Source organism: Parapedobacter sp. ISTM3, assembly GCF_016533505.1.
In the GTDB taxonomy this organism is placed as follows: domain Bacteria; phylum Bacteroidota; class Bacteroidia; order Sphingobacteriales; family Sphingobacteriaceae; genus Parapedobacter; species Parapedobacter luteus.
The window spans coordinates 78,584-103,914 of sequence record NZ_JAENGN010000018.1 but is presented as its reverse complement, the minus strand read 5'-3'; the positions used below and the strand labels follow the sequence as shown (position 1 = coordinate 103,914).

Sequence of the window (25,331 nt, the reverse complement as noted above, 5' to 3'; positions counted from 1 at the left end):
GCGGCGAGGTCGCCACCAACGACGATGACGAGGCCGTTTACCGCATAACCTACACTGACGAAAATGGAGACGAACAGGAAATAGACATTACTGCCACCAACGGCCTCCACATCGATGAAATCTCGGGCGCAATTAAACTCGGTGGAACCTTAGTAGACGAAAAAACAGTCATTACCACAACTGCCACCAACACCCTCGCCATCGCTGGCCTACAACCCGGCGACGAAACCGAAGACCGCATCGTCGTCGTGGATGGCGACGGGGTACTGAAAACCATTCCAGCTATTATCCCCAGTGCCATCAGAGAGGAAAATTCAGATTACGCCGCTTTAGCAACCGACGAAACGATATTGGTAGACGCCGAACATCGTGCCGTCACCATCACCTTGCCCAACAATGTCGATACAGGCAAAAAATACACCATCAAGAAAATAGATATCTCCAGCAACGAGGTCATCCTTGATGGAAATGGCAGCAATATCGATGGGCAAAATACCATTACAGGAACACTCCCCTACCAAGGTTGGACGGTACAGTTTGATGGAACAAGGTGGTGGGTTATCAGTAGAATTTAAAAAGCTATCTATCACGATGAATGCAAATAGACATACAATGAAAGTAGCAATCAGGTTTTTTGGCACCTTTCTCTTCTTTATAGGGGCGCTTCATGCCGCCCACGCCCAACAAGGGTTTGGTACGGCAAACCCCAACCCTAACTCGGTCATCGACCTGACGGCTACTGATAAAGGGCTGCTCTTGCCGCGGCTTGCCCTGCAAGCTACCAATCAGGCCGCTCCTTTGGGCGCACACGTGGCAGGGATGCTGGTCTATAACACAGCCACAAACGGCACAGGTACTCCGACCGCAGTGAGACCGGGATATTACAGCAATGACGGTACGCAGTGGATACGCATAGACATCAACACCACCAACGTGACGCTGGCCGTAGACGGCGATGACCTCGTACTCACCGACAGCGAGGGAAATACTGTTCAAGTGCCACTCGCAGATATCAGTATTTCGGAAGCTTCCAATGGCTTGCATATCGAAAACGACGAAGACTATGAAGCCACCGAAGGGCATGTAAAGCTTGGCGGCCCACTTACCAAACCTACCGAAATCGAAACGGATGCCACCAACACCTTAGCCATTACTGGTCTGGAACCCGGAAATCCAGATGATGACCGCATCGTGACGGTCAATGAAGACGGCGTACTGAAAACTGTCTCATCCAACAAATTTGTGCGGTTCTTTTATATGCCATCGATAGCGTTTGATACGTCTACCCCAAACCCGACTGGGCCGCGATATACTAAAAATCTGTACGATGAATATATTAAGCAGTTCAGAAACCCTGTAACCCCAACTCCCAATCCAATCCCGGTGCGAAGTGACGGAGCCCCCAGAGAGATCCCCTATCTGCCCAACGCCACAGATCTTTATTATTATGTCACTTATTACGATACAGACGTGTTTGACGATTTGGAGATCTCTGCAGATGGAGAACTTCGCTACCGTGTAATTGGTCCCGGCACCCCTACATCATTCATGAACATCGTATTTGTCATTAAAGGTGAAGAAAACCAAGATTAACGAATTATTGGATAAGCTCAAGCATATGAAGGTACATACCAACAGGGTTAATTCAATGATTTGCTACCGCATCATCGCATTAGTGGCGGCCATCATCACAATTTGCCAAACCAGCAAGGCTCAATTTACCATCATCGATGACCTAAGGGGAAATAACTATCCCCATATCGTGGTCGGCGGGCCTGGTGGGCAAGGCGGAGAAGCCTACTTTACATCTGGCATTAATGACCCAATAGGCAGTGGTTGGCTCCGGCTCACTCGAGACCTAACCAATCAACGGGGTTTTGCTTACATCGATCGCTCTTTTCCATCCGGTATGGGTGTACTGGTTGACTTCGAATACAAAATGTGGAGAAGTCTCGACGATAACACTTACCAAGGTGCTGATGGCCTTAGTGTGTTTCTTTTTGATGCGACGGTACCATTCAGTTTAGGCGGATATGGCGGATCACTTGGCTATGCACCAAATACCCAAGGAGGTTCCGCAACCGGCTTAGCGGGCGGGTATGTCGGTGTAGGCTTCGATGCGTATGGTAATTTTTCAAACCCAACCGAAGGCCGTATCGATGGGCCTGGAGAGCGACCAAATTCGGTCGCCCTCCGAGGGCCGACGACCAATTCTCCCAGCACAACCAATAGATATCTCGCTGGCAGACAACTAAGTACGAGCCGAACATCCAATGAAGTCGATTACGATAACGTTACTACTACACGCCCCTCAAGCGATGATTTTTACCGGCGGGTCCAAATCACCATCATGTTTAATGAAGAGACCGAGCTATATGACATTACCGTGCGTTGGGCTAAAGAACCAGGTGAAGCGTTTATTGACTTGATAGCCTATTCAACCACAGATCCGCCGCCTCCAACCATGAAAGTAGGTTTTGCTGCGTCTACTGGAGGCGGCTTTAACTACCATGAAATTCGCAATATCCTCGTAACTACCTTGGGTAACCTGCGAACCGTCAAACAGCCGAATCGAGATTACCTAATTCCTGAAAATGCTACGGGGGGGGAAAACAACAAGGACATCACCTATACCATTGAGGTAGTTAATGATACTCCTGCGCCCATCGAAGACATCGAATTAAGGGATACTGTCAAAGACGCTTATGGCAACATATTGACTGCAGGGACTTTCGAGATTACGGACATTACTCCCATTGATGAGCCCGGCGTTTGGATAGGAACACCGACAATCGAAGAAAGTACAACAACACCCAATATAATTAGAGGTACCGTATCCGTTGCCGCCAATAGGACAGGGCGCATACGAGTGACGGGTATCTTAAAGCAAACCCCACCGGGCAATCACGTCGTCAATACTGTGAAATTGCATGTGCCGGAAGGGACAGACCAAGATACGCTCAACAACGTCTCCTCCGTGCGAACCCCCGTCTATGCTCAAGGGATAGATCTCATCTTGGGCGATATCATCCCCGACGGAAGATGCATTGATTATGTAAATGGCAATACATTCACCGTACAGGTATCCAATATGGGGACGGATGACCTATATGTTGATGACCCAAACAGAAGAATTACCGTCACGATCACCCATCCTGAAGGAATTAGACTTACACCATTGCATCCATCACTCATAAGATGGGAGTTAACGAACAATAGTCCTACGAGCCATACCTATCGGCTCACGAATCCCTCAGAAGACCTTTTACCACGAGGCTTCACCCATCCAGACGCCATTCGTTTCCGGTTGACACCAGAAATAACGGACATCCCCAACCGATCGGCCTATACAGTCAGCGCGACAGTGGCTCAATTTAATGACGAGGACGACCAAAACGACGAAAATAACATCAGCGAGGCATCATTACACAATTGCACCGTCACATCCAACCCGATGATTTACCAACGGGTGAGATGGTAAATACAGATAGATGAAGCGGATAACAGCAATATTACCCAGAAAGCGTGCCATAGCCTATATGCTATGCGCTTGGGGCGTATCGCTGGTTACTTCATATTCATCCCTCGCCCAAACCGGCGCCGGCAGCACCACGGCCGACAATTCTACCGTGGTCATTGACCCCGAGACCGTGGAACTGCGCTATGCCGAAACCAGCTACTTTGGCCCCAACTCCCATTGGATCATCAACGGTACACTTGAAATCTGGAGCAGCAACATCTGGATTGCTCCTACAGCGACCTTTAGCGGTACGGGCAAAATCATCATTCATGATCCTGGTACCAATCCTTTTTATGAAGACATGCCAACCGGCCCTACACGAATTGACGGGAACAATGGCAAGCCCATTATTGTACCCATAGAGCTACGCAACCCGAATGATCTTATCTTGGAGGACCTAGCGGATCCGGGCTACAACACCGACAACCCTGATGGCCCGTTAGCCGCCGCTTTGCATATCAACAGCCAACTCAACTTTGCTGTAGACGGTGGCAATGTGTTGCTCAACGGCAACGACCTCTTCATCGGTACTCAAGGTCTCTTAGCGGGCTACTCCCGGGAGCGCATGATCGTCACCGGCAATAGTGTGGCCGGGCATGTTGTCAAGACTTATGCTGCCGCCAACCCCTTCACGTTTCCTGTGGGCATAGCAGCAGGCGACTATACACCGGCGACCTTATCTCCGGCCAACGCCTCCATCACCTTGCACGTAAGCGTGCAAGACTATGGGGCGGGCAATAACCGTATTGCACAACCTGAAACTGGAATGGACCGCATGTGGCATATCTATGCCGACAAGGCGGTGTATATGGCTTATACCCTCCAGCACAACAGCGTCACCAACGGCAGCGCTTATGTGGATGCTCAGGCACAACTGATGCAATATGCTGGTAGCGGCAACTGGATAGGTGGCAATACGCAGCGACTTGCTCAAGGAATACATGCACGCGACTGGATAGCGGCAGCGCATCCATCCGCCGATGACAGTTGGCTCACCAAATTGGTGTCGAATAGCCGTGGGCCGCAAGCTGTCGATGATATGATGACCGGCCCCTCCGGTAGACGGCTGACCGTGGTCGTATTAGAAAACGATCGCCCTGGGGATAGTCCGCTGGATGTGGCCAGTGTCCGCGTGGTGATCCAGCCCCGTAACGGTACGGTAGCAGTCAATACCGATGGTAGCATCACCTATACATCCAACCTCCATTATCTTGGATCGGACGATTTCGTGTATGAAGTAACTGACGAAAACGGGCAGCGAGATATCGCCACTGTACGGATGACGATTACATACGCCGAACTACTTATACCAAATGCGGTAACGCCCAATGGAGATGGTAAAAACGACCTGTTTGCCATCCAGGGGCTGGAAAACTACGACGCGGCGGATCTTACGATTTTCAACCGTTGGGGCAACGAAGTTTACCGGAGCCGCAACTACCAACAAGATTGGGGCGCTGCGGGCGTGAGTGATGGTACATATTACTATCGGCTGGTATTGAGGAAGGATGGCATAGAAACCATTCATAAAGGATGGGTATTGGTAAAACGGCAATAAACGCGACAACAATAACGATGAGGACAGGATGGAAAATTTGGTTGCTATTGATTCCCTTGGGAATAACATGTGGCGTGCACGGCCAACAAAACATCCAGTTTACACAATATGTGTTTAATTCAATGAGTGTAAATCCCGCCTACGCCGGTTATAAGGAGGAACTCTTTGCTCAATTGGGTCTTCGGAGCCAATGGGTGGATTTAGATGGTGCTCCCCAGACAGGCCTGCTGTCATTCGACGGTCTGCTCGACCTGTATGGAAGGCGCCGCCACGGTGCCGGCGTACAAATTATTGCTGACGAACTCGGTCCGCAACTCGCTACGTCAGCATACCTCAACTATGCATTCCGCATCCAGCTAAACCGCGAGGATACCGAACGCCTGAGTTTCGGACTTGGTGCCGGAGTAACCCAATATAGCCTGGATGGCACCAAAATAGTCGTATTGGAGGATGGCGATGCCGTACTCCCGCCCGGTAAGGTGAGTAGTTTCGTGCCCGATATCCGCTTTGGCATTTACTACCACAACGCCAAATGGTATGCAGGCATTTCTGTCATGGACCTGCTTGCTGCAACGGGAGCTGACAACCTTTTCCGTTGGGATCAAACGACGATAGATCACATCAGACGCAGGACTCATCTTTACATAATTGGCGGGCTATTGTTCGATTTGGATGAAAATACCGTATTGCGACCCAGTTTGCTATACAAAGATGACCTATCTGGCCCACCGAGCTTAGATCTCAATGCCATGTTCATCTTCAACGACCGCCTCTGGCTGGGAGGTGGGATACGCACTGGCGTCTCAGCATTTCGGCGCGATTATAAACGGTTCACGGGAGACCGCTTGAATGGACTTAACTCGGTGTCGGTTGTGACGCAGGTTTTTGCTACCGAACGACTCCGCATCGGGTATTCCTATGATTACATGCTGAGTCGACTCAGTGGTTTGCAGAATGGTTCGCATGAAATCACACTCGGGCTTACGCTCGGTAGGCCACTAGACCGGGTTAGGTGTTACTTCTGACAGCGATGGCTGGCATGATTTGTATATCCCATCGATTTATGTAAGTTTGTGCTATGAAACACATCCTGTTGGTCGGTTCACTTATCTGCATAAGCTTCGTTGGCTCATCGTGTCTTGTACTGGCACAGGATCGGCATCCTGTACTTAACCACATGGCGCTGTCCGTTTACAACCTTGAAAAAAGCACGATATTTTACCGCGACGTGCTTCAACTGGACACTATACCCGAACCCTTCCGTGATGGCAAACATACCTGGTTGAAAATCGGCCCTCATAGTCAATTACATTTGATTGAAGGCGCCAAGGAAATTACCACACATGACATCGCTACGCATTTATGCTTCAGTGTACCGTCTATCACGGCATTTATTAACCGCCTGAATGATTACAACATACCATACATTAACTGGCAAGGTGAGAAACAGCAGGTGACAGTCCGGGTCGATGGCATCAAACAGCTCTACATCCAAGATCCGGACGGACATTGGATAGAAGTCAATGACGACTACTAACTAATCGCCCTCTATTTTTAAGCAAATCTTCCAATTACCCTACCGCCCGCATTCATGATAGCAAGCAGCATGTAGCGGCTGATCGCATGTTTTTTTTATAATAACCATTTTTCCATGCAACATTATGGAGCAATTGACGACTAACCATTGAATCACATAAGTTAGGTCACTTGCAACCAGTAGAAAAGAAAGATGAAATCGAATTGATTGCTTTATGCCGGGAGGGGCATGAGGTTGGCTTTACGGAATTGTATAATAAATATGCCAGGTCGGTATACAATTCTATTTGCCGCATCATATCGCATACCGGCGAAGCGGAAGATATCTTACAGGAATCTTTTTACCATGCCTTTGCGGATATCCATCGTTTGCATAATGCTGCAAGCTTTGGCGCCTGGGTGAATCGTATTGCACTCAATCGTTCGATTACCTATCTACGGAAACAGAAAGTCTTTTTTACTGATGCAGAAGAGATGGACATTGCTGACGAAGAAGGCTATGATGAAGAGGCAAATACGTTGTTTGACTGTAAAGTGGATGATGTGAAGAATGCCATTGAGCAATTGCCTCAAGGATATAAAACAATATTGAGCCTGTACCTTTTTGAAGATATTCCGCAGGAGGAAATCGGCAAAATGCTTGGTATTTCCCACACCACGGTGCGCTCGCAATATCATCGCGCGAAGAAAAGAATAATCCAATCGTTGAAAGACAAGACATTATCATGAATGACCCGATAAAAAAATTTATTCAAGAACATCGTGAAGCCTTCGATAACCTCGAGCCGTCAGCCGATGTATTGGAGCGCTTGAAAGCCCAACTCCGGCCTACGCCGGTTGTAAAGAAAAGTTTCTTCAAGCGGTACCAGCGGACGAATTGGCTGGCGGCAGCTTCTCTACTCGTTGGGATGATATGTATTTATCTGTTGACTGAACGGCAAGGGCAAGGGGAGACTCCTCCGGACAATTCATTAGCGGCCGCGAAACAGCCTATACCAGCCGCGACTGCTGAGCCCATCGTAGTGCTTCCGACCGCGGCGGATTCATTGGCAACGAGGACAAAAAGCCACCCTGCGGCCAATGAGGGCAGTGCCCTCCCTAAAAAAAGAGAAAACCTCCATGTAGCAGACATGAAACGCACTAAACCGGCACCGGTTTCATTGGCGGTACGGCTAGCTGATAGCAGTTCGGCAAGTATACGGCTGGCAGCAATTTTAGAAATCGAACAGTCGGGAAAGATGGACGACAAAATCAGAACAATGCTTTCGACAACCATGAACAAGGACGCCAACACGAATGTCCGGCTAGCTGCGCTAGATGTACTTAGCCGCTATCTACAAGACGCCGATGTGGCAGCTGTCTTCGCCTCGTCGCTGGCTACACAAGACGATCCACTGGTACAACTCGGCATCGTCAAGGTGGCTGCTCAGATAGACCATGTAGGCATTGAAGAGGCACTCTTTGCCTTGGCACGCAGTCCGTACACCTTTGCCGCCGTAAAAGACGAAGTCTATGCTGTATTATTGAATCAGAACAAACTATAACAAAATGAGTAACGAATAAGGAGAATAACATGAAAAAGCAAACAATCATCTTGGCAATCTTTCTTTCCCTGTGCTGTTCGGCATGGGCGCAGAAAACATACAAAATCGGAAAACCGGCGGGCAAACTTTATCTAAACCTGAATAGTGCTTTTGTAGAAGGCTACGATGGAAATGAAATTGTCTTTTCCGGCATGGAGACATCCGATGAGGAAGAAGACAATCGCGCAAAAGGCCTGCAAGTCATTAGTCCGTCAGGCTATCGAGACAATACCGGCCTGGGCATCAATGTATCCCAAGAGGGTTCGGATATCCATGTCAATATCGTCGGCAACCATGGCATTGAAAAGGAGTCTTTGACTGTTCGGGTCCCGAAGGAAGTCGCCATCGTGTTCAGCTACGGTAACACCTTTTTTGCTGATTCGGTTGTCATCAAAAATATCAAGGGCGAAATCGAATTATCGGCAACGTATAATAATATTCTGTTGGAAAACAACAGTGGCCCGATGAATATTAAGACCGTGCACGGGAACATTGACGCCTCCTTCGTTAACGACATTAAAGGTCCGGTATCGATTATTTCCGTATACGGCCACGTCGATGTTGCGTTGCCGGCAACGACTAAGGCCAACGTCACGTTAGGCACTGCATATGGCAAGCTTTATGCTGCGGACGACTTTAATATTGCCATTACGCCAAAAAACAATAACGATGAGGATAAGCAAGATGGCTCACGTTCCATCGCCGCTGTAACTTCGGGCTCGGGAGCTATAACGTTGTCACCCGCACGGGTAGTCAACGTATCGCAACCCCCCATGCCCCCGGCTGCGCCGGAAGCTATTTCTGCGACAGGATTTGTTTACCGCAGTGGGCAGCAGCAAAATGTTGAAGGCACGATCAATGGTGGTGGCATCGATATTATTCTCAAATCTACGTATAAAAACATTTACTTGCGGACAAAGTGAAACGAACGAAGGCGTCTTTGATTGAAAGGACGCCTTCTTTTTACCCAAAGGCTTTTTATCAGCGGGCGGCAACGGTAATCTTAATACTATCTACAGCCAGGTCATCCGCACGTTTAATGGATTGGGCAAGATAGTGCTCTACAGATTTGGCCTACCGCCGTGTCTGTGCCAGTGCATCACATTTCCACACCAAAACCAAAACAAACTGATTTTCAATAAAATAAAAACATCAACACATGACAGCACTGTTCGATAACGAACAATCGGTTGTTCGTGTGCGAACAAAAACGTATAAACTTTTCGAGCCTCGCGTTGTTCTTTTCTTAAACAATTAGGAGGTGACATGGACAATAACGAACAAAAGAAAACACCCGTAGACCAAGATAAGCAGGAACGTGGAATCGCAGAGAATGAGCGGGCAAATTACAGTGGCTTCCCTGCGGACGAAGAAAATCCGGACAAGGAAAAGGATGATCCAAGCATTCGTGAGACGGACGATGTAAAAAAAACCGACACCGGGGCAAGTGACCTCGCAGGCACGGCTTCCGGCAATTTAGAACCTGACGATCTCCCGGATACGGACAACGACGAGTAGTACCAATAAATATTTCCAGTTATAGCCGGAAAACATGAGATTTGCCAAAATTTTTAACCTTGTATCCGGCATATTTGAAATGGCTACTATTGGGAATCCTTACGTTAACGTGGGGTAGTTCCTTCATTTTAATTAAACAAAGCCTTGGTGTGTATACTCCCATCCAGGTTGGTGCGTTACGCCTGTGTGCAGCGGGAGTGGTTTTGGTTGTATTTGGTATCTTAAACTTTAAACATATTCCTAAAAAGTTGATGCCATGGGTGATTGCCGGCGGCGGAATGGGCAATTTTATTCCTATGTTTCTGTTTCCGCTCGCGCAGGAAAAAGTCAGCAGCTCGACGGCTGGTATCTTGGACTCATTGGTTCCTATCTTCATCTTGATATTTGGTTATCTATTTTTTGGAATAAAAAGCCGATTGACGCAAGTCATCGGTGCTGTGATTGGATTTGTGGGCGCGGCCATGCTCATGGGAGCAGAAGGCAATGAGGGCAGAAACGACATGTTCCACGCGTTTCTCATCGTGTTAGCTACCGCCTGCTATGGCCTGAATGGCCTCATAATTAGTCGGTATTTATCCGGCATTCCTTCCTTCAAGCTATCTGCTGTCGTCTTCACTATCTGGTTTGGTCCGTCATTGGTTATTTTGGGCTTTTCAGGGTTTTTCGGGCATTTCGAGGGCACATCGGCGCAATGGCAGGGATTGGGTTATGTAGCTGTTCTTGGATTGGTCGGTACGGCACTAGCGATGATGTTGTTCTATAAACTTTTGCAAATAACGTCTGCAATATTTGCTTCCATGGTCACTTACCTTATGCCTATTGTGGCGGTAATGTGGGGCGTGTTGGATGGTGAAGAACTGGTCTGGGGCCACGCGGCAGGCGGAGCAATGATCCTTTTAGGGGTATATCTTATCCAGCGAAAACCCAAGGAGAGATAGGTTTTGCATTTAAAAACCGTATGCGAGCATTAGCTTGTCAAGTTGCTTCCATGTTTTGCCTTTCGAAAAATCAGCGGCTATGGCCGGGTCCAACCCTTCATAGAACAATTGATAAATGCCTAGCCGTTTGATACGTTTGCCAAGCTTAGTATTGCGTTTATTTTCTTCTGCGATCATGCCATAGTATAAAACAGTAAACCACAGCTCAACTTCTTCGCTATCTTCGCCGTAACGTGCTGCTAATTTTTTAATCAACATCAAACAAACGGGATCAAGTTGATTCGACGTACGGTTATATATGGAAACGAAGTCGTTATATACTCGATCTGCGCCGTATTTACGTGCCCAAGCGAGCAATATCGAAAAGTACTCTCTATCTAATGGCGCATACCTATTGCCGTCAGCCCGTGTCAAAAACACACACCATTCATCAATTCTACCCTTGCCAAACTCCAACGTATACTTGTTTTTCAGCTGCATGTTCTTCGTTTAATCACAATGGTGCCAAGTCATCTTACGAATGTTATAAGTTCTCCCTAAAGCATGCAGAACAAACCGCTCGTCCGGGCTGAATACGAAACCTACTTTTTCATAACACCGTATTGCGGCCGTGTTTTCATCCCACACATTCAAATCTACACTATGGCAATAGTACAGTCGCCGGCATTCTTCCAGTAACGCCGCCACAAATTTGCTTCCTAACCCCAAACCACGCATTGAAATTTCGCCTACAAGTATACGACCAAGCCTTGGGTGTCCGCTTTCCTGAGGTATGATTTCGCCGAAGGCAAATGGGGTATCCTCCAACATCGCGACATAGAACCGCCTGGTGGGATACATGGACTGATACGCGGTAAGCTGGTTAAGTGTAAGCGGATATTCAAATTCGGTACCTGCAAATTGTACCAGCAATTCGGCCGAGGTCACCCATCTTTTCAACCAAGAAAAGTCTGCTTCGTCGAACAGCCTTAGGATCGGTGTTGATTTCATACCGGACGCTTGATTTAAAACACAAATCTAAAGAAACTTCGTGTAAGGATGTAAAATTTTAGAGGCATCGCCAAAGACAGGCGTATATACGGCCTTACCGATAGTACCGAAGCAAACGGGGCAGTGAACCGATTCCAACATAAAGAGAAACCAAACCTTTTTCACTATTTACCGTTCTAAAAAAAAGCATTTGTTCATCGAAATGAAAAAACAGGAAACAAACTCGGAGGAATATTTCTTCGCTCAGCCGTTACAAGTTCCGGCCAATTACGATCGGGATGACCGTATCGATCGGCAGGTCGTGTTTTCGCTGGCCGATCTGGGTGAAGGTACCGCAGAGGAAGTGGCCAAACACTGGGCGTCTTTGGATGGAAGTCTATCCACTGATTTTTGCTTGGAGCAAAGCAAACGTATACTCACGGCGCTTTATGAAAAGGGTTTGATCAATGGCATAGGTAGTGAGCGTTCCCGTCGTTTTAATCTCGCCAAGGTGACAAGGCCACACAGCGGGAGGGTGGACGACATCTAAAACAGATACCGTCCTACCAAATAGTATACACAAATTTGTAATACGTTAGCGTATCGAGCGCCGGGCTCATGGTTTGTGAAGTATGCCGGGCACGTTATTGCATTGACAGCTGCTAGCTGCCGTAACAGCCTTATTGCCCCTCTGCCCTGAATTGATAGTCTATCACCACGCCATCAGCAAGCAATTTACCATCCTTTTGCTGGATGGTCGCTCCAGCAGGAACGGCTACCAACACCGCCGCACCCTTCGGCGTAAGTGACAGGCCTGCAGTGCCCGACACTCCACGTGTGATAAACCGGCCTTGCACGGCATCATACAGGTCTACGTGGCCACCAGTAGACGGAATGTTTACCGTGACTTCCTTTACTTCGTCATAGGGGTTGTAATAAAGGTAACTGGGGTAAGCCTTGTCCCGGAAAAAATCGGTCGCCAGCAAATCAAGCTGTAAAATACCGGATACATCCGTAGGCCGGATAATGCTTCCAAATATCCCCACATGGGCACTTCCGTAAACGCTGAACTGCGACACTTCGGGATTTTCACCCGGCACCCAATTAGGGCCATCGCCTTGCGCAACAGGCGCAGGAATATGTTTATAACGGTCAAAAGTGGATTCCTTAACCAACCCCTCATAACCGATGACGCCTTTTGTCGCCTCAGCAAGCTGGGGTATGGTCTGGTGTTTTGCAGGTATATACTGCGGATAAAACAATCGCGAAGCATTAGCGGCGTGCAGCATCCATTTGCCAATGGCGGCGGCATACGACTGATCATAACGGACTAGCGGCACCAAGGGAATGGCCGTATCAAATGTATTCATCAGAAAACCATAGCCCCCATGGTCTACGGTGCTGCCCACAATACCTGAAATATCAAAGCCATTCCACTGGCCTACTAACACGCCCCACCCTTGACGGCATACCGAGGTGCCGCTAAATGTCCAATCGAGGATTTTGCCTACATCGAACTGCGTGCCAGCTTCGGCATTCATACGTGCAGCGGTATAAGCGCCATAGGGCATCAGGATTTCGTAAAAGCGATTTTCAGTTTGCGACTCAAGGGCCTGTTGCGCACGCTTTGCTGCCTGAAGATAGCGCTCGTCACCGAACTTCCGATAGGCAGCATAAAGCACCCAAGCATGGCCAGCGGCTGCATCTTCCTGGGCGCAGATCCAATTGGTCTGAGGTGTAAGCTTGGCATAGTCAAAAAAAGTATGGCTGTAATTTCCGGCCAGCACTGAGTCTGCCTTATAGAATTGTTCAGCCACCTGCCGAGCAAGGGTATCGAAGCCTGGCTCATCCGGATATCGGTCATAGATGGCATAAAACAGCACATTGGGATATACATCGTACCACCAGTCGCGGCCATAGCCGCCACCTAACAGCGCCACTTCCGGTGCTGTGTTGTTCATCATAATATTCCAACCGGTCTCACGATTAAAGTAATTTTTCAGCATACTTACATAATTGAGCCCATCCTGATTACTCTTGTCAATACCTATCAGCGTGGCCCCAAGTACGCCGCCCATAGTGGCCAGCGATTCGTGAAACATCCCTTGGTGGGCATGCGCCCCCTGCCTGACATCGCCCATGGCTGTATAAAGCCCAATTACCGGTTGATCAAAATTCCGAGCGGTGCTGTCCCACCAAACCAGTGGCCAGTATGGGTCCGCTGCGGCGAAATCATAGACCGTGCTGTCGTAAGCCTTCGCCAATCGGTACCAATCAATGATCTGGAGAGGCTGTGGCACAGCAGCCATGGAGTCCACTTGCGCAATGCCTTGTTGCACAGCCGGAATACCTTGAATATCGGATTGGTGCTTACAAGAAAACAGCAGTAAGCCAATAACGGCTATATAACAGGCGTATCTGTACATAATCGATTTATTCATGAGTTGATAATTGTTTACGGAGCTGGGCATTGCCTTTCAGCAACTGCTTAGCTACAAAAATAGAGCATAATTGTAACAAGGCGATCAAAATGATGGCATACCGTAGAGCGGCTTCCTCACTGAAATACCATGCCAGCAAGATAAAGGTGAAGGCCCCTATGAAGCGTCCGATATACAAACCAGCCTCGTGATTGAGAATATAAGCAAATTCACTACGGTTTTCGATTCGCTTGACAATATCAATGACGCTGAACTGGATGGGGAAATAGGCGAGATCGAGCAATGGCTTGGCAATAAGAAGGAACAGCATAAACAGCAACACACCAAATGCGTTATACATGATTCCGTTGATTATAGCCGCCAGCGCAAAGCAGACCAGGCCAAACGCGAATATAGCCAGCCGGTGTGAAGGCTGAGCACGCCGCCCCAATACATACATGATGATGGCGGCCACAACGGCCCCCGCAGATTGCACGGTTCCCAGTGCACCCTCCTGCCCTACAAGCCGCATGATGAGCATCGCTGGTGCCGTGACAAGAAATCCTTGGGCAAGCCCCTTAAGCGCTGCTAAGATGAGTAACCTATTCCACTGCGGATGAAACCTGAAATAAATAAACCGTCGTTGAACGGGATTGGCAAATGTGCCGCGGAAACACATGACCGAGGCCAATACGGTAGTGACAAACACGGCACCAGTAACTATACGGTAGGCCACATTGGCCTCACCCCCGGAAAGCCCAACAAATTCGATAAACCAACCGATACCCACAGGCACCAGTACGGCTATTATCGTGTAGAAAAAAGTCTCAAGACCATAATAGTAGTTACGATTACCATCATGAGTAATCGCCAGCGCAAGGTAATCACGGTTTGCCCAGTAAAAACCAAAGGACATACCCATTGTAAGGCCAGCTATAGCGATACCGGCTAGGTCAAGCGTTTTTAGTGACATCATGATGGTCATTGAAACGGCGCTGAGCATCATTCCCACAGAATAAAGCGTCTTGATATTAAAACGGTTAAGCAGGTAACCATTAAGCAAGAAGGTGAGCGGAATGCCCGTATAAATCGTTAGCTGGTATACCACCACTTTAACTGGGTCATTGGAATTCCGCATTACATAAGCGGCCACGAAAATATCAATCACCGGTAGCACGAATGCATAAATAAGGTTAGTAAGCACCAACACTCGAAAATTGAGCGGCTGCTGCCGGAAATGGGCTACTTCTGCCCTAAGTTTTTTTAACATGAATGTCTGTATTGGGTCGTCAAAGCTGTGATAAGATTTCACGGATGGAGAAGCTGGCACCGCAAACATGCTCGTCTGCCGCTCCATAATAGATCGTGAGCCTGTCGCCATCCACCACATGGCCGTTTGTAAACACCACATGCCCAAAAAAGCCAGTAGTTTCATATGGCGCCGTGGGTTCCATAATGGGGTGCTCGGTGCGGCCAATGACCGTGGAAGGGTCTTCCAGACCGAGCAACAGCGCCCCAAGGCAATACCGATGATTGGCATCAGCACCGTGATAGATAGCCAGCCAGCCCCGATCGGTGCGGATGGGAGCCGCCCCAGCACCGACCCGTTGGCTATCCCAATATCCGCTACGCGTGCGAGCCAGCAGCCGATGGCCACCCCAATGGATACCATCGGGTGAGCTAGCCAACCAGATGTAATTACCTCCAATGTCCACACTGCTGGGGCGATGGAAGGCATAATACCGTCCGCCAATTTTTTCTTCGAAAATCGCGCAGTCTTTATTGTGAGGTGGAAAAATTAGCCCGTGGCGGTGAAACGAGCGCCAATCGCGCGTGGTACGTAGACCCACGGACACACCATTGGGTGATACAGCGGTAAAAGTGAGGTAGTATTCATCGGCAAGCTGGCTCACGCGGCAGTCCTCTATACCGAAGGTCTCGTACACACCCTGCCCCCAAAGCGGCCCATAGCCAGGCTCTTCCTTAAAATGGATACCGTCTTCACTACTCAATAAACGTAGGTGCGACAATGTAGTCAGGTAGTCGGTGCCACGGAAGTTAATGACGCGCGGGTCAGCAGCGTCCAGTTCTGGGTCTGCTTCATCGAGTTTAATAATCTCCATATCACCGTTAGGCTTTAGCACGGGGAAGGAGATGATACCGGCTTGCTGCGGAGGCCGCTCAGCTACCCGCACGACCAGCCAGATTTTGCCGCCGTACCGGAATACGCCAGGGTTGAGCAAGCAGGCAATCTCCAGCCCCGCCATGGAGGGCTGGAGGTCCGCCGGCGACAGCAGGGGATTTTGTTCAAATCGGTTGGAAATGTCGTATGTCTGCATATTGATCAATAACCTTCGTTTTGTACAATGGTTCCGCCAGATTTATCTACTTCATTCTGAGGAATGGGATATAGGTAATTGTACGGCCTGAAATTTTTGCCAAGGGCCGTGAGTACCACTTCGGCCAATTGCCAGCGGCGCAGGTCGCTTAGCCGGTGCGACTCAAAGCCAAGTTCTACCCGGCGTTCATGGATAAGCCATTGCTTGATTTGTGCCGGATCAGTCACAGCCGTACTACGGGCGGGCAACGTACCTGCGGGCGCTTGGCCCCCATCGATTGTCGGCGTGGTACGCGCGCGTGCGCGCACTTCATTGATAATGGATATGGACGCTGGATAGTTGCCCAATTCGTTGAGGGCTTCGGCTTTCCAGAGTAAAATATCGGCCCAACGTATGAAAATCCGGTTGTTAGGAGCATCCTCGTTGCCTTTGTTTCCGCCATTGGTGGCACCTAGTAGTTTATAAATGTTTTGGTTTTCGGTGTCCACGGTATAAGCGAGCCGCGGGTCGTTTGGCTCAAATTCGGCTAAGAAATCTGCCGATGGCGCCACAAAGCCCCAACCCATCAATGCTGTGAGGCCGTTGCCCCGGCGCGGCACCACGCCCTGCCGATGATCGTAGGCAAAGACAACTTCATTTTCGGCAAATTCCTTGCCCACGTCGAAGTTATCAAAATAATTAGCATTGAGGTGATAATACCCGAGTTGCTCAAGTTCAGCTACCTTGTCTACGACCTGCTGCCACCGTCCATTGTAAAGGGCTACTTTGGCCTGCAAGGCCAGCACCGCTCCCTGCGATACGCGCCACGGAGCGTTTGCATCTGCATATTTACCAGCGGGCAGCAACCCTTCCGCATTGACCAAATCCGTCTGTATCTGCTGCCAGATCTCTTCTTTGGGCACACGCTTGGCAGCTTCGTAGATTTCATTAAAATCAGTAAATGGCTGGAGCAGCAACGGCGTGTCCCCGAAGTTGACTACCAAATCGAAATAGTTGAAGGCCCTGAGGAAATACAGTTCACCTAAAAGCCGGTTTCGCAGCGCGGCATCCATACCTATCTGTGCCATGAGTTCTTGGTTTTCTAACTGCGCAATGGCACGATTGGCCCTCGTGATACCCTCAAATGCATATGCCCACGTACCGTTGAAGGCCGGGTTCTGCGCGGTAAAATTAAAAGAACTCACCTCATCCATCCATGCCTGGTCCCCGTCCGGCGCCCATTTTTTCAACATGTCGCCAGAAGCGATGTCTTCAATGATAAAATCGTTGCGGATGACAAGCCCGTCGTTCCAAGCCCAATCGCCCAACAGGTTAAGCGTACTTGAAAGCGGCACATAGGCTGCATCGGCTAATGCGGTTACTGTCGTAACAGACGGATCGGTTGTAATCATGTCCTCGTTTATCTGCCCAATAGGCGGACGGTCGAGATATTTATCGCAGCTACTAAGCACTACGACCATACAGGCCGTGGCAATGCGTATAGGGAATGTCAGTTTCATTTTCTTCTGCCTTTAGAATTCGTTAAAACGTTACATTAATGCCAAACAGGAATGCCCGGGATACTGGGTAAGTGCCCATATCCATTAAATCAGTCGATTCTGGGTCCAAACCCGTGTAGTTGGTATGCGTAAAGAGGTTTTGACCCGATGCGTACAGCCGGATGTTCTGCACTCCCCATCGAGTTTGCTGTAGCAGGTTACCAAAAGAGTAACCCAATTCTACGTTTTTCAGCCTCATATACGATGCATCTTCCACGAAGATGCTGGAAATGCGACTACTGCCGTTGTCGGTAAAACTCACCCGTGGAATGCTGTTCGTGCTTCCTTCGCCATTCCAGCTGCCCAGCACGGCGGTCGTATAATTGAAAGGACGCGTATCATAATCGAGGATCTTTTTTGCATCGTTGTAGCGGTCTACTCCGGCCACGCCCTGCACCAACACGGACAAGTCAAATCCTTTCCAGGCAGCGGACAGGTTGACACCATAGGTGAGATCCGGAATAGGACTACCGATAAAAGTGCGATCCATATCATTGATAATCCCATCACCGTTTAGATCCTGAAAGCGAATATCGCCCGGCACGGCCGCAGGATTGGCAGTGCCATGCAAGTGCTGGCCGATTTCAGCCGTATTCTGGTAAATACCTTCCATGACGAAGCCGTAATAAGCGTTTAGCGGCTGGCCCACCTGCGTACGGCTGACCGTGCCGGAAATATAAGGTAAGTTGGTATGCAGCTTCCTCACTTCGTTAGTCAGCGTAGCGAGGTTGGCATTTACAGCGTAGCTGAACCCGCCGGATGTGGCTCCCCGGTAACCGACTCCAAATTCCAAACCGGCATTACGTACCTCACCGGCATTGACGACCGTGGGATCGACATCGCCGCCAAGACTAGGCAAGCTGATGGGAAGCAAGATGTCCTTAGTCTGCTTGATGAAATAGTCTGCCGTAAAAGTCAACCTGTTGTTTAATAGACCAACATCCAACCCGACGTTATGCTGGGTAGTACTTTCCCATCGTAGGTCGGGATTTCCATAACGGGCAACGACAAAGTTTTCCCCGTCTCTACGGTACAAGGTCATGTAGTCGTAGTTGCCCAACGAAGCCTGATTACCTAACGAACCGGTACTTAGACGAAGTTTAAGGTTAGCTAGCCAATTCACATCCTGCATAAATGCTTCGCGTGAAATAACCCAGCCCGCCGATACCGATGGAAAATACCCCCACTGATTATTTTGGCCAAAGCGGGATGAAGCGTCGGCACGGAGGTTGGCTGTCAGCAGATAGCGCCCATCAAACACGTAAGTAGCGGTTCCAAACAGTGAGAATAGCGCCCACTCCGAGCCGATACCACCGTTCCAAAGATCAAGCTCAGTACCGCCAAGGTCTATGTACCGAAAGGCATTGTCTTCATATTCAAACCGGCTACGCGACGCATTGATGGATGATCCCGTAAACCGAATAAACTCTGTTCCCGCCAATGCACTGAACACATGCCTGCCACCAAATGTCTTATTATAGGCGAGTGTGTTGTTCCATGTAAATGTAAAGTCGTCGCCACGATCCTCGTTGAGCGTATTTGGCCGATTCTGACGTCCCAGCCCTTTATCCACCTCGTTACCTCCTCCGTCGTCGTCACCGAAATTACGGAAGAACGCCTTATTGTGGTTGAAGTTAATATCTACCCCAAAATTGGTTTTAAACGTCAACGATTTATCGCGCAACACATCAAACTCAGCAAACACATTGCCGAACGTCTTAAACTGTGTGCGGGTATTGTCGGTAAAATAAGCCAACGCTACGGGATTGGAGGTAAGTTCGTATTTACTACGCTGGTCGGCACCAACACCCTCATAGAAAGGCAGATCAGTAAACGGATCATCCGCTCTATAATTCGGGTCCGAGGGATCTTTATATACGCTGAGTACCGGCGGGCGGAGCAAGGCATGCCGGATGATACCGGGAGCATCTCCTCGCGAGGAGAGCGGGCTCCGCTGCTCATAAGATAACTGTACATTCGTTCCGATGCGCAAGCGCTCAGATAAATCGCTGTTAACGTTGGTGCGGAAATTAAACCGCTGATACTTATCATTGTCAAATACAACGATGCCGTTCTGGCGGTAATATCCCCCGGAGAGGAGATATCGTGTCTTATCAGTACCACCGCTTGCTGTAACCTGGATGTTCTGCGAATGTCCCGTCTCAAAGAGCTCATCCAGCCAATTTGTGTTCGCCAGATCCGTACGGGCCCTATCGGCAGTGTAAGGATTAGTCCCGCTATATCCAGCATTATTCCAAGCCTCTTCCAATTTACCGAGATATTGTTGCGTATTAAGCATAGTGGGGAGTTCGGCAACACGTTGTATGCCGTTGAAATAATTGATATCCAAGGTCGTCTTACCAGCTTTACCTTGCTTCGTTGTGATGACTACCACACCGGCAGCGGCCCGCGCACCGTACATGGCGGCAGCAGAAGCATCTTTCAAGACATTCATAGACTCAATGTCTTGGGGGTTGATAAAGGTGAAGTTGGTAGAAGGCACCCCGTCGATGATGTATAATGGGTCGTTGCTGCCAATTGTTCCTACGCCGCGGATGCGAATATCGATAGGATCCCCTGGTGCACCGGTAGATTGGCTCACCTGCACCCCCGCGACCTGTCCTTGCAACATCTGACCGATGTCTGGAACACGCCGTTTGGATGCAGCTGCCATATCCACACTTCCAATAGCTCCGGAAATGTCCGTACGGCGCTGGCTCGTATACCCTACAATGACTACTTCATCCAAGTCATTGGCGGAGGGCTGTAACGTTGCGTTGATTGTAGTCTGATTTCCTACTGTTATTTCCTGGGGCGTGTAGCCAATGTAGCTAACGACCAGAACTTGTCCCGGCGACGCGGGAATCGTGAAGCGGCCGTCTTCGCCCGTGCTGGTTTTCTGCTCCCCCCCTTTTATCTCCACTGTTGCACCGGCAAGGGGCATACCGCTTTCATCGGCGACCCGGCCACTAATAGATGGCTGAGCCAAAGCAGGCTGAAATACCATACTGTACAGCATGCAAACAAGCAGCATGGGCTTGCGGAATAATCGTTTAATTGGTTCCATTCGTCATAAATTTAATATATGTATAACTGGCAAGGGCAAATGTAACAGCGGAATACAACACGTGTATTACACTATAGTTGCATTTTTATGTACTTTCAAGCAAAATGCTGATGAACAAATAGTTAAGAATTGATTTGAAGCCTAGAACGGTATTCATTTGGCGAGCAGCCGTAGTGCTTCTTGAATTCACGGAAAAAATACGACTGGTTGTTGAAGCCTATTTGGTAGAAGATTTCAGTAACAGTAAGTTCGGTAGTAGCCAGCAGGTGCGTGGCCTGCTTGAGCCGAACATGGCGGATAAACTCCGAAGGAGTCATTCCGCTAATGGTCTTTAGCTTGCGATAAAGTTGCATCTTACTCATGGACAACGCTTCTTCCAAGATGCCTGCATTCAACGCTGGATTCTCCAGGTGTTTCATAATTTGTGCAACCAGCGCTTCCAGAAAATCATCTTGTTCGGGATTACCCGTATGGACGAGGTTTTCAACTGAGTCAGCATGCCGGAGCCGTTGGTGTAAGCGATGTTGTTGCTCAAACAAATTTTTGATGCGTATAAGTAGATGGCTGCCATGAAACGGCTTGGCAATATAGGCGTCAGCGCCTACCTCGTAGCCCTCATTACGTTGCTCAAGAGCGCCCTTCGCCGATAGGATAACAAAGGGAATATGACAGGTGGACGGAGCGTTCTTAACTTTCTGGCAGAGGGAAAGGCCGTCCATGCCAGGCATCATCACATCACTAATGATGAGGTCCGGCGGATGATTGCGGATGACCCCGATTGCCTCCATGCCATCAGTAGCCTCATAAATAATGTAATAAGGCTTGAGCACCTCCCGAATCAGATAGCGGATATCCTGCTCGTCCTCAACAACAAGAACTGTTCGTTTATGTGCTTCGGTCAGCTTCTCCAACAGCGCTACTTTATTGTAGTCGGCGGCGTTGAGTAAAGACGGTGCAGCAGGCGTTGCCATTTCGGCATAGATCGATGGAAGGTAGCGCGAAGGCTCGTCAGCGGCCTGATGGTCATTCGCCGCAGGAATGGGTAATGCAACGCGGAAGGTAATCCACCCCTCCGCAATTGTCGCTTTGATTTCACCGGCGAGCAAACTCACCAATTCTTTGGTAAACGCTAGGCCAATACCTGTACTATAATGCCCGGCATTGTGTGTCTTTCCGGTCTGGAATTTTTCGAAGATGCGTAGGGCTTCGCCGGGTGCCAACTGGCAGCCAGAATTGGATACCTGCAACTGGAGGATCCGTAGCGATTTATTCAGCGAGGCCGAAAACACGATGTGCTCATGCGAACCGGCATGCTTGAATGCATTAGACAGGAGGTTAAATGTGATTTTTTCCAGTTTGTCGCTATCTGTGGCCAACTGCAGTCCGTCTGGCACATGGTACTCGTAAGTAATATGCTGCTGCTCACTCATCGGCTCGAAAAGCTGGCAAAGGTTGGTCAGCAGTGCCGTCACGTCGAGCTGACGATAATCTGTTTGTAGGTGACCGGCCTCGGCTTTACGGAATTCGAGCAATTGCTGCACCAAATAGGTGAGGCGCGAAGCCTGCTGCCGCAACATAGCGATGAGCGCCTGACGCTTGGCAGGCTGGGATACGGACGGGGCATTCTCCAGTTGTTCGGCGACTCCCATAACCAGCGTGAGCGGCGTTTGTAATTCATGTGCGATGTTGGTAAAAAAGTTTAGCTGGTTTTCGTGCAACGCTTCGTCTTTCTCCCGCAAGCTGAGCTCCAATTGCAGGCGATGCTGAATTTCCAACCTGTTCTTGTGGTTGTTGTACAGCCAATAACCGATGGATACCAAAACAAAAGCTGCCGTCAAGAGTGCGGGCCATGTCAGCCACCAATATGGAGAAATATGCACATCGAGCATCGGCGTAGCGGCCGTCCACACCCCACTACCGTTTGACCACTTGACCAATAGCCGATAGCTGCCTGGCGGCACATTGCTGTAGCTAATCTTCCCGTCTGCACCATGATATTGCCATTCGATATCGTGGCCCTCCAGTAACCAGGCATAGGCACACTTATCAGCTTGAAGGTGGCTCAATGCATGGATTTCTGCCGAAAAATAGTTCTGATTGCGAGACAACGTAAACAATGGTGGCGTGCCACCATTCGGTTGTAACACCTGATATTCAGCATCTCCCATACGCCAACCACCAAGTTGAAGACGCTGGATGACCAAATTGGGGAGATCCGTATCATTAGGAATTTGCTGCGGCTGGAAATAGTTGAGCCCGTAAATGCCCCCGAAATAAAGGAAGCCAAGGGGATCTTTCCAAACCGCCCCGTCGCTGAATTCGGCGCTCTGCAGGCCGTCGTTTTGCTGAAACTGCACAACCAAGCCGCTTTCAGGCTGAATACGTGCCAACCCTTTATTCGTGCTAATCCAGATGTGCCCCTCCTCATCTGAAGTAATTGCGTGAATAGTATTGTTGGGGAGGCCATCTGCTGCAGTAATTCGCTGAAATGCAGGAACGCTGTCGTTTACATCATGCAACGATATCCAATTAAGCCCAAAACTGGTCCCTACCCACAGCCGATCGCGCTGATCGCGATACAGCGACAATACGTCGTTATTTGACAGACTGCCCACATAGGTGAAGGCCTTAAAATTGGTAATGTGACCGGTAGCTTTGTCCAACAAGCTCAGCCCCCCATAGCGACAAGCCACCCAGAGCTGGTTATCCAATCCCAGGCAAAGTGAGTACACGATGTCATTGGCAAGCCCTTCCCCTTGAGGAACATTCTGATATTGCCGAATAAAGGTGACATGCATCCTACCAGCCGCGGTTTCATCCACGCGGAGGTGGAGCAGGCCGTAACCGCTTGTCCCCACCCATAATGTCCCATCATGATCTTCGACAATGGCATAAACCGATCCGAATTCAGGAAAGTTTTCGTGCCCTTCCAACGCATCCCAATTATATAGCTTTTGTCGGCGGCGGTCATACACGGCCATCCCACGCCCATCGGTACCAATGTATACGAGGCCCTTCGTTTGGCTGCCAACAATGGCAAAAACGTCGTTATTTACCAAATTGTTGGTCGTTGATACCTGCCTCCAATTGTCTTGATGTGAACGCTGTGGCACAAAATCGCGAAGGATAGCAATACCACCTCCCTTAGTTCCTACCCAGAGATCTCCGTCTACTTCCAATATCGCCCTCACTGGGGCACGTGAAGCCATGCTCTCGGGCGAGATTGTATAAAAAGGGTTGTTGCGCGGGGACACACGGACAAACCCGTTACCATCAGTGGCTACCCAAAGTAATTGATCCTTGCCGACAGCCCAGTCGCGCACGTTCATTGCCCTAAGCACACCAATGCCAGCATCCAGCGGCTGAGGAGCAAACGAAGCGTCCAACGCCAGTATACCTTGGGTCGCCAACGCAATGTAATACCGATCATCATACCATACCATGGTACCAACCGAGTGCCCCAATGATGCGATATGCTGATAGTTGAGCATACCGGGGGTGATACGGTAAAGATTGCCCAATCGATCGCTCAGGAAGATCGCACCATTGGCCTCGTGCAGCCCGGTAATGGGGTACTGTTTTACGGGAAACTGGTAAACCAAACGAAACGTATCAGTTGAAGCCAATTCATAGACGAAAGCTTCGCCAGTTTGCGTAAGCGTCCAAAGCCGATTAGATGAGTCTATCTGGATTTTTGTAAGCGGTACGGAAGCACTGGGCAAGGTGCATGCCAAAAATGTATCGCGCCCCGCATCATAGCGCGCCAATCCGTGCTGTGGAGTACGGGCATAAACCACTCCGGCGGTGTCTACGGCAACCTCAAACTCATCTTCCCGAATACCCTTTGCAACTGGCTGATAAAAATAATGTTTGAACCTGCCGGACGACTTGTCATAACTTGAAATCCCCTCGACGGTGCTGATCCATATCCGGCGTTGACGATCCTGAGCCAGCCCTTGCACAATATTGCTAATTAACCCTTGTGAACGAGCTTTGATCTGGTAGTTGAAAACGTGAAAGTCTTTACCGTCATAACGGTTCAATCCGTCCCATGTACCTATCCATAACATTCCATCAGCATCATGAAGTAGGCAGTTAACCGCGCTATTCGATAACCCATATCGGTTGTCAAATTGATGAATGTTATAGGCCGGCTTCAAATGCTGGGCGTAAGTAGTATGCCCCAGGATCGCCCCCAACACTACTAAAACCGAAAAGGTTAGTCTACCGCCCATATTTCAAAAATAAGGATCTTTACCGGAATCACACCTAGAAAACCTGTTTATGTCAAGACCGCCGAAAACAATTTTTTTTTAAATTTTTTTTGCTTAGTGTACATTTTACA

Annotated in this window: 20 protein-coding genes; 12 read left to right on the top strand and 8 right to left on the bottom strand. The window is 49.1% G+C overall.

The features are described from left to right. From JHJ32_RS19600 to JHJ32_RS19550, 11 genes are all read left to right on the top strand, one after another. Positions 1-575, top strand: a 575-nt coding sequence (locus JHJ32_RS19600) for a hypothetical protein (RefSeq protein ID WP_200122110.1), incomplete at its 5' end; no start/stop codon positions are given. Positions 576-612: 37 nt separating this feature from the next. Then, a complete protein-coding gene (locus tag JHJ32_RS19595) occupies positions 613-1,593 on the top strand; it encodes a hypothetical protein (protein ID WP_200122109.1) in 981 nt (326 codons plus the stop codon). Then, positions 1,574-3,481 (top strand): hypothetical protein, encoded by a 1,908-nt coding sequence (locus JHJ32_RS19590; protein ID WP_200122108.1) that lies wholly within the window; start codon positions 1,574-1,576, stop codon positions 3,479-3,481. Before JHJ32_RS19595 ends, JHJ32_RS19590 begins: the two co-directional genes overlap by 20 nt. Positions 3,482-3,491: 10 nt before the next feature. Next, entirely contained in the window at positions 3,492-5,078 is a 1,587-nt protein-coding gene (locus tag JHJ32_RS19585) for a gliding motility-associated C-terminal domain-containing protein (RefSeq protein WP_200122107.1), read from the top strand. Next, complete coding sequence (locus JHJ32_RS19580) at positions 5,054-6,103, top strand: type IX secretion system membrane protein PorP/SprF (protein ID WP_370584550.1); 1,050 nt, start codon at positions 5,054-5,056, stop codon at positions 6,101-6,103. The genes JHJ32_RS19585 and JHJ32_RS19580 overlap by 25 nt, the downstream gene beginning before the upstream one ends. Before the next feature lie 53 nt (positions 6,104-6,156). Further along, complete coding sequence (locus JHJ32_RS19575; protein WP_233632769.1) at positions 6,157-6,615, top strand: VOC family protein; 459 nt, start codon at positions 6,157-6,159, stop codon at positions 6,613-6,615. A 170-nt stretch (positions 6,616-6,785) separates the two neighbouring features. Continuing rightward, positions 6,786-7,343 (top strand): RNA polymerase sigma factor, encoded by a 558-nt coding sequence (locus JHJ32_RS19570; RefSeq protein WP_176146262.1) that lies wholly within the window; start codon positions 6,786-6,788, stop codon positions 7,341-7,343. Continuing rightward, the gene (locus JHJ32_RS19565; RefSeq protein ID WP_079718370.1) at positions 7,340-8,158 is read left to right on the top strand and encodes a hypothetical protein; all 819 of its coding nucleotides are present in this window, start codon (positions 7,340-7,342) and stop codon (positions 8,156-8,158) included. The genes JHJ32_RS19570 and JHJ32_RS19565 overlap by 4 nt, the downstream gene beginning before the upstream one ends. A 29-nt stretch (positions 8,159-8,187) precedes the next feature. Continuing rightward, positions 8,188-9,120 (top strand): DUF4097 family beta strand repeat-containing protein, encoded by a 933-nt coding sequence (locus tag JHJ32_RS19560; RefSeq protein WP_200122106.1) that lies wholly within the window; start codon positions 8,188-8,190, stop codon positions 9,118-9,120. 343 nt (positions 9,121-9,463) lie between these two features. Continuing rightward, on the top strand, positions 9,464-9,715 hold the full coding sequence (locus JHJ32_RS19555; protein ID WP_079718372.1) for a hypothetical protein: 252 nt from the start codon (positions 9,464-9,466) through the stop codon (positions 9,713-9,715). A gap of 41 nt (positions 9,716-9,756) precedes the next feature. Beyond that, a complete protein-coding gene (locus JHJ32_RS19550) occupies positions 9,757-10,653 on the top strand; it encodes a DMT family transporter (protein WP_200122105.1) in 897 nt (298 codons plus the stop codon). 9 nt (positions 10,654-10,662) lie between these two features. Here the strand turns inward: JHJ32_RS19550 and JHJ32_RS19545 are convergent, their stop codons facing one another. Both JHJ32_RS19545 and JHJ32_RS19540 read right to left on the bottom strand, forming a co-directional pair. Then, positions 10,663-11,109: a hypothetical protein gene (locus JHJ32_RS19545; RefSeq protein ID WP_139378777.1), complete on the bottom strand. Its 447-nt coding sequence runs from the start codon at positions 11,107-11,109 to the stop codon at positions 10,663-10,665. Positions 11,110-11,142: 33 nt separating this feature from the next. Beyond that, on the bottom strand, positions 11,143-11,643 hold the full coding sequence (locus tag JHJ32_RS19540) for a GNAT family N-acetyltransferase (protein WP_079718375.1): 501 nt from the start codon (positions 11,641-11,643) through the stop codon (positions 11,143-11,145). A 202-nt stretch (positions 11,644-11,845) separates the two neighbouring features. Here JHJ32_RS19540 and JHJ32_RS19535 point away from each other — a divergent pair, with 202 nt between their 5' ends. Then, entirely contained in the window at positions 11,846-12,172 is a 327-nt protein-coding gene (locus JHJ32_RS19535; RefSeq protein ID WP_079718376.1) for a hypothetical protein, read from the top strand. A gap of 130 nt (positions 12,173-12,302) precedes the next feature. Here JHJ32_RS19535 and JHJ32_RS19530 read toward each other — a convergent pair whose 3' ends face one another. From JHJ32_RS19530 to JHJ32_RS19505, 6 genes are all read right to left on the bottom strand, one after another. Next, positions 12,303-14,063 carry a hypothetical protein gene (locus tag JHJ32_RS19530; protein WP_233632768.1) on the bottom strand — a complete coding sequence of 587 codons (1,761 nt, stop codon included), beginning with the start codon at positions 14,061-14,063 and terminating at the stop codon, positions 12,303-12,305. Beyond that, on the bottom strand, positions 14,056-15,312 hold the full coding sequence (locus tag JHJ32_RS19525) for an MFS transporter (protein WP_079718377.1): 1,257 nt from the start codon (positions 15,310-15,312) through the stop codon (positions 14,056-14,058). The genes JHJ32_RS19530 and JHJ32_RS19525 overlap by 8 nt, the downstream gene beginning before the upstream one ends. Before the next feature lie 19 nt (positions 15,313-15,331). After that, a complete protein-coding gene (locus JHJ32_RS19520; protein WP_200122104.1) occupies positions 15,332-16,381 on the bottom strand; it encodes a glycoside hydrolase family 130 protein in 1,050 nt (349 codons plus the stop codon). Positions 16,382-16,386: 5 nt separating this feature from the next. Next, the gene (locus JHJ32_RS19515) at positions 16,387-17,880 is read right to left on the bottom strand and encodes a RagB/SusD family nutrient uptake outer membrane protein (RefSeq protein WP_200122103.1); all 1,494 of its coding nucleotides are present in this window, start codon (positions 17,878-17,880) and stop codon (positions 16,387-16,389) included. A 22-nt stretch (positions 17,881-17,902) separates the two neighbouring features. Then, positions 17,903-20,986 (bottom strand): TonB-dependent receptor, encoded by a 3,084-nt coding sequence (locus tag JHJ32_RS19510; RefSeq protein WP_233632767.1) that lies wholly within the window; start codon positions 20,984-20,986, stop codon positions 17,903-17,905. A 122-nt stretch (positions 20,987-21,108) separates the two neighbouring features. Then, complete coding sequence (locus JHJ32_RS19505; protein WP_200122102.1) at positions 21,109-25,221, bottom strand: two-component regulator propeller domain-containing protein; 4,113 nt, start codon at positions 25,219-25,221, stop codon at positions 21,109-21,111. Positions 25,222-25,331: the final 110 nt, after the last annotated feature.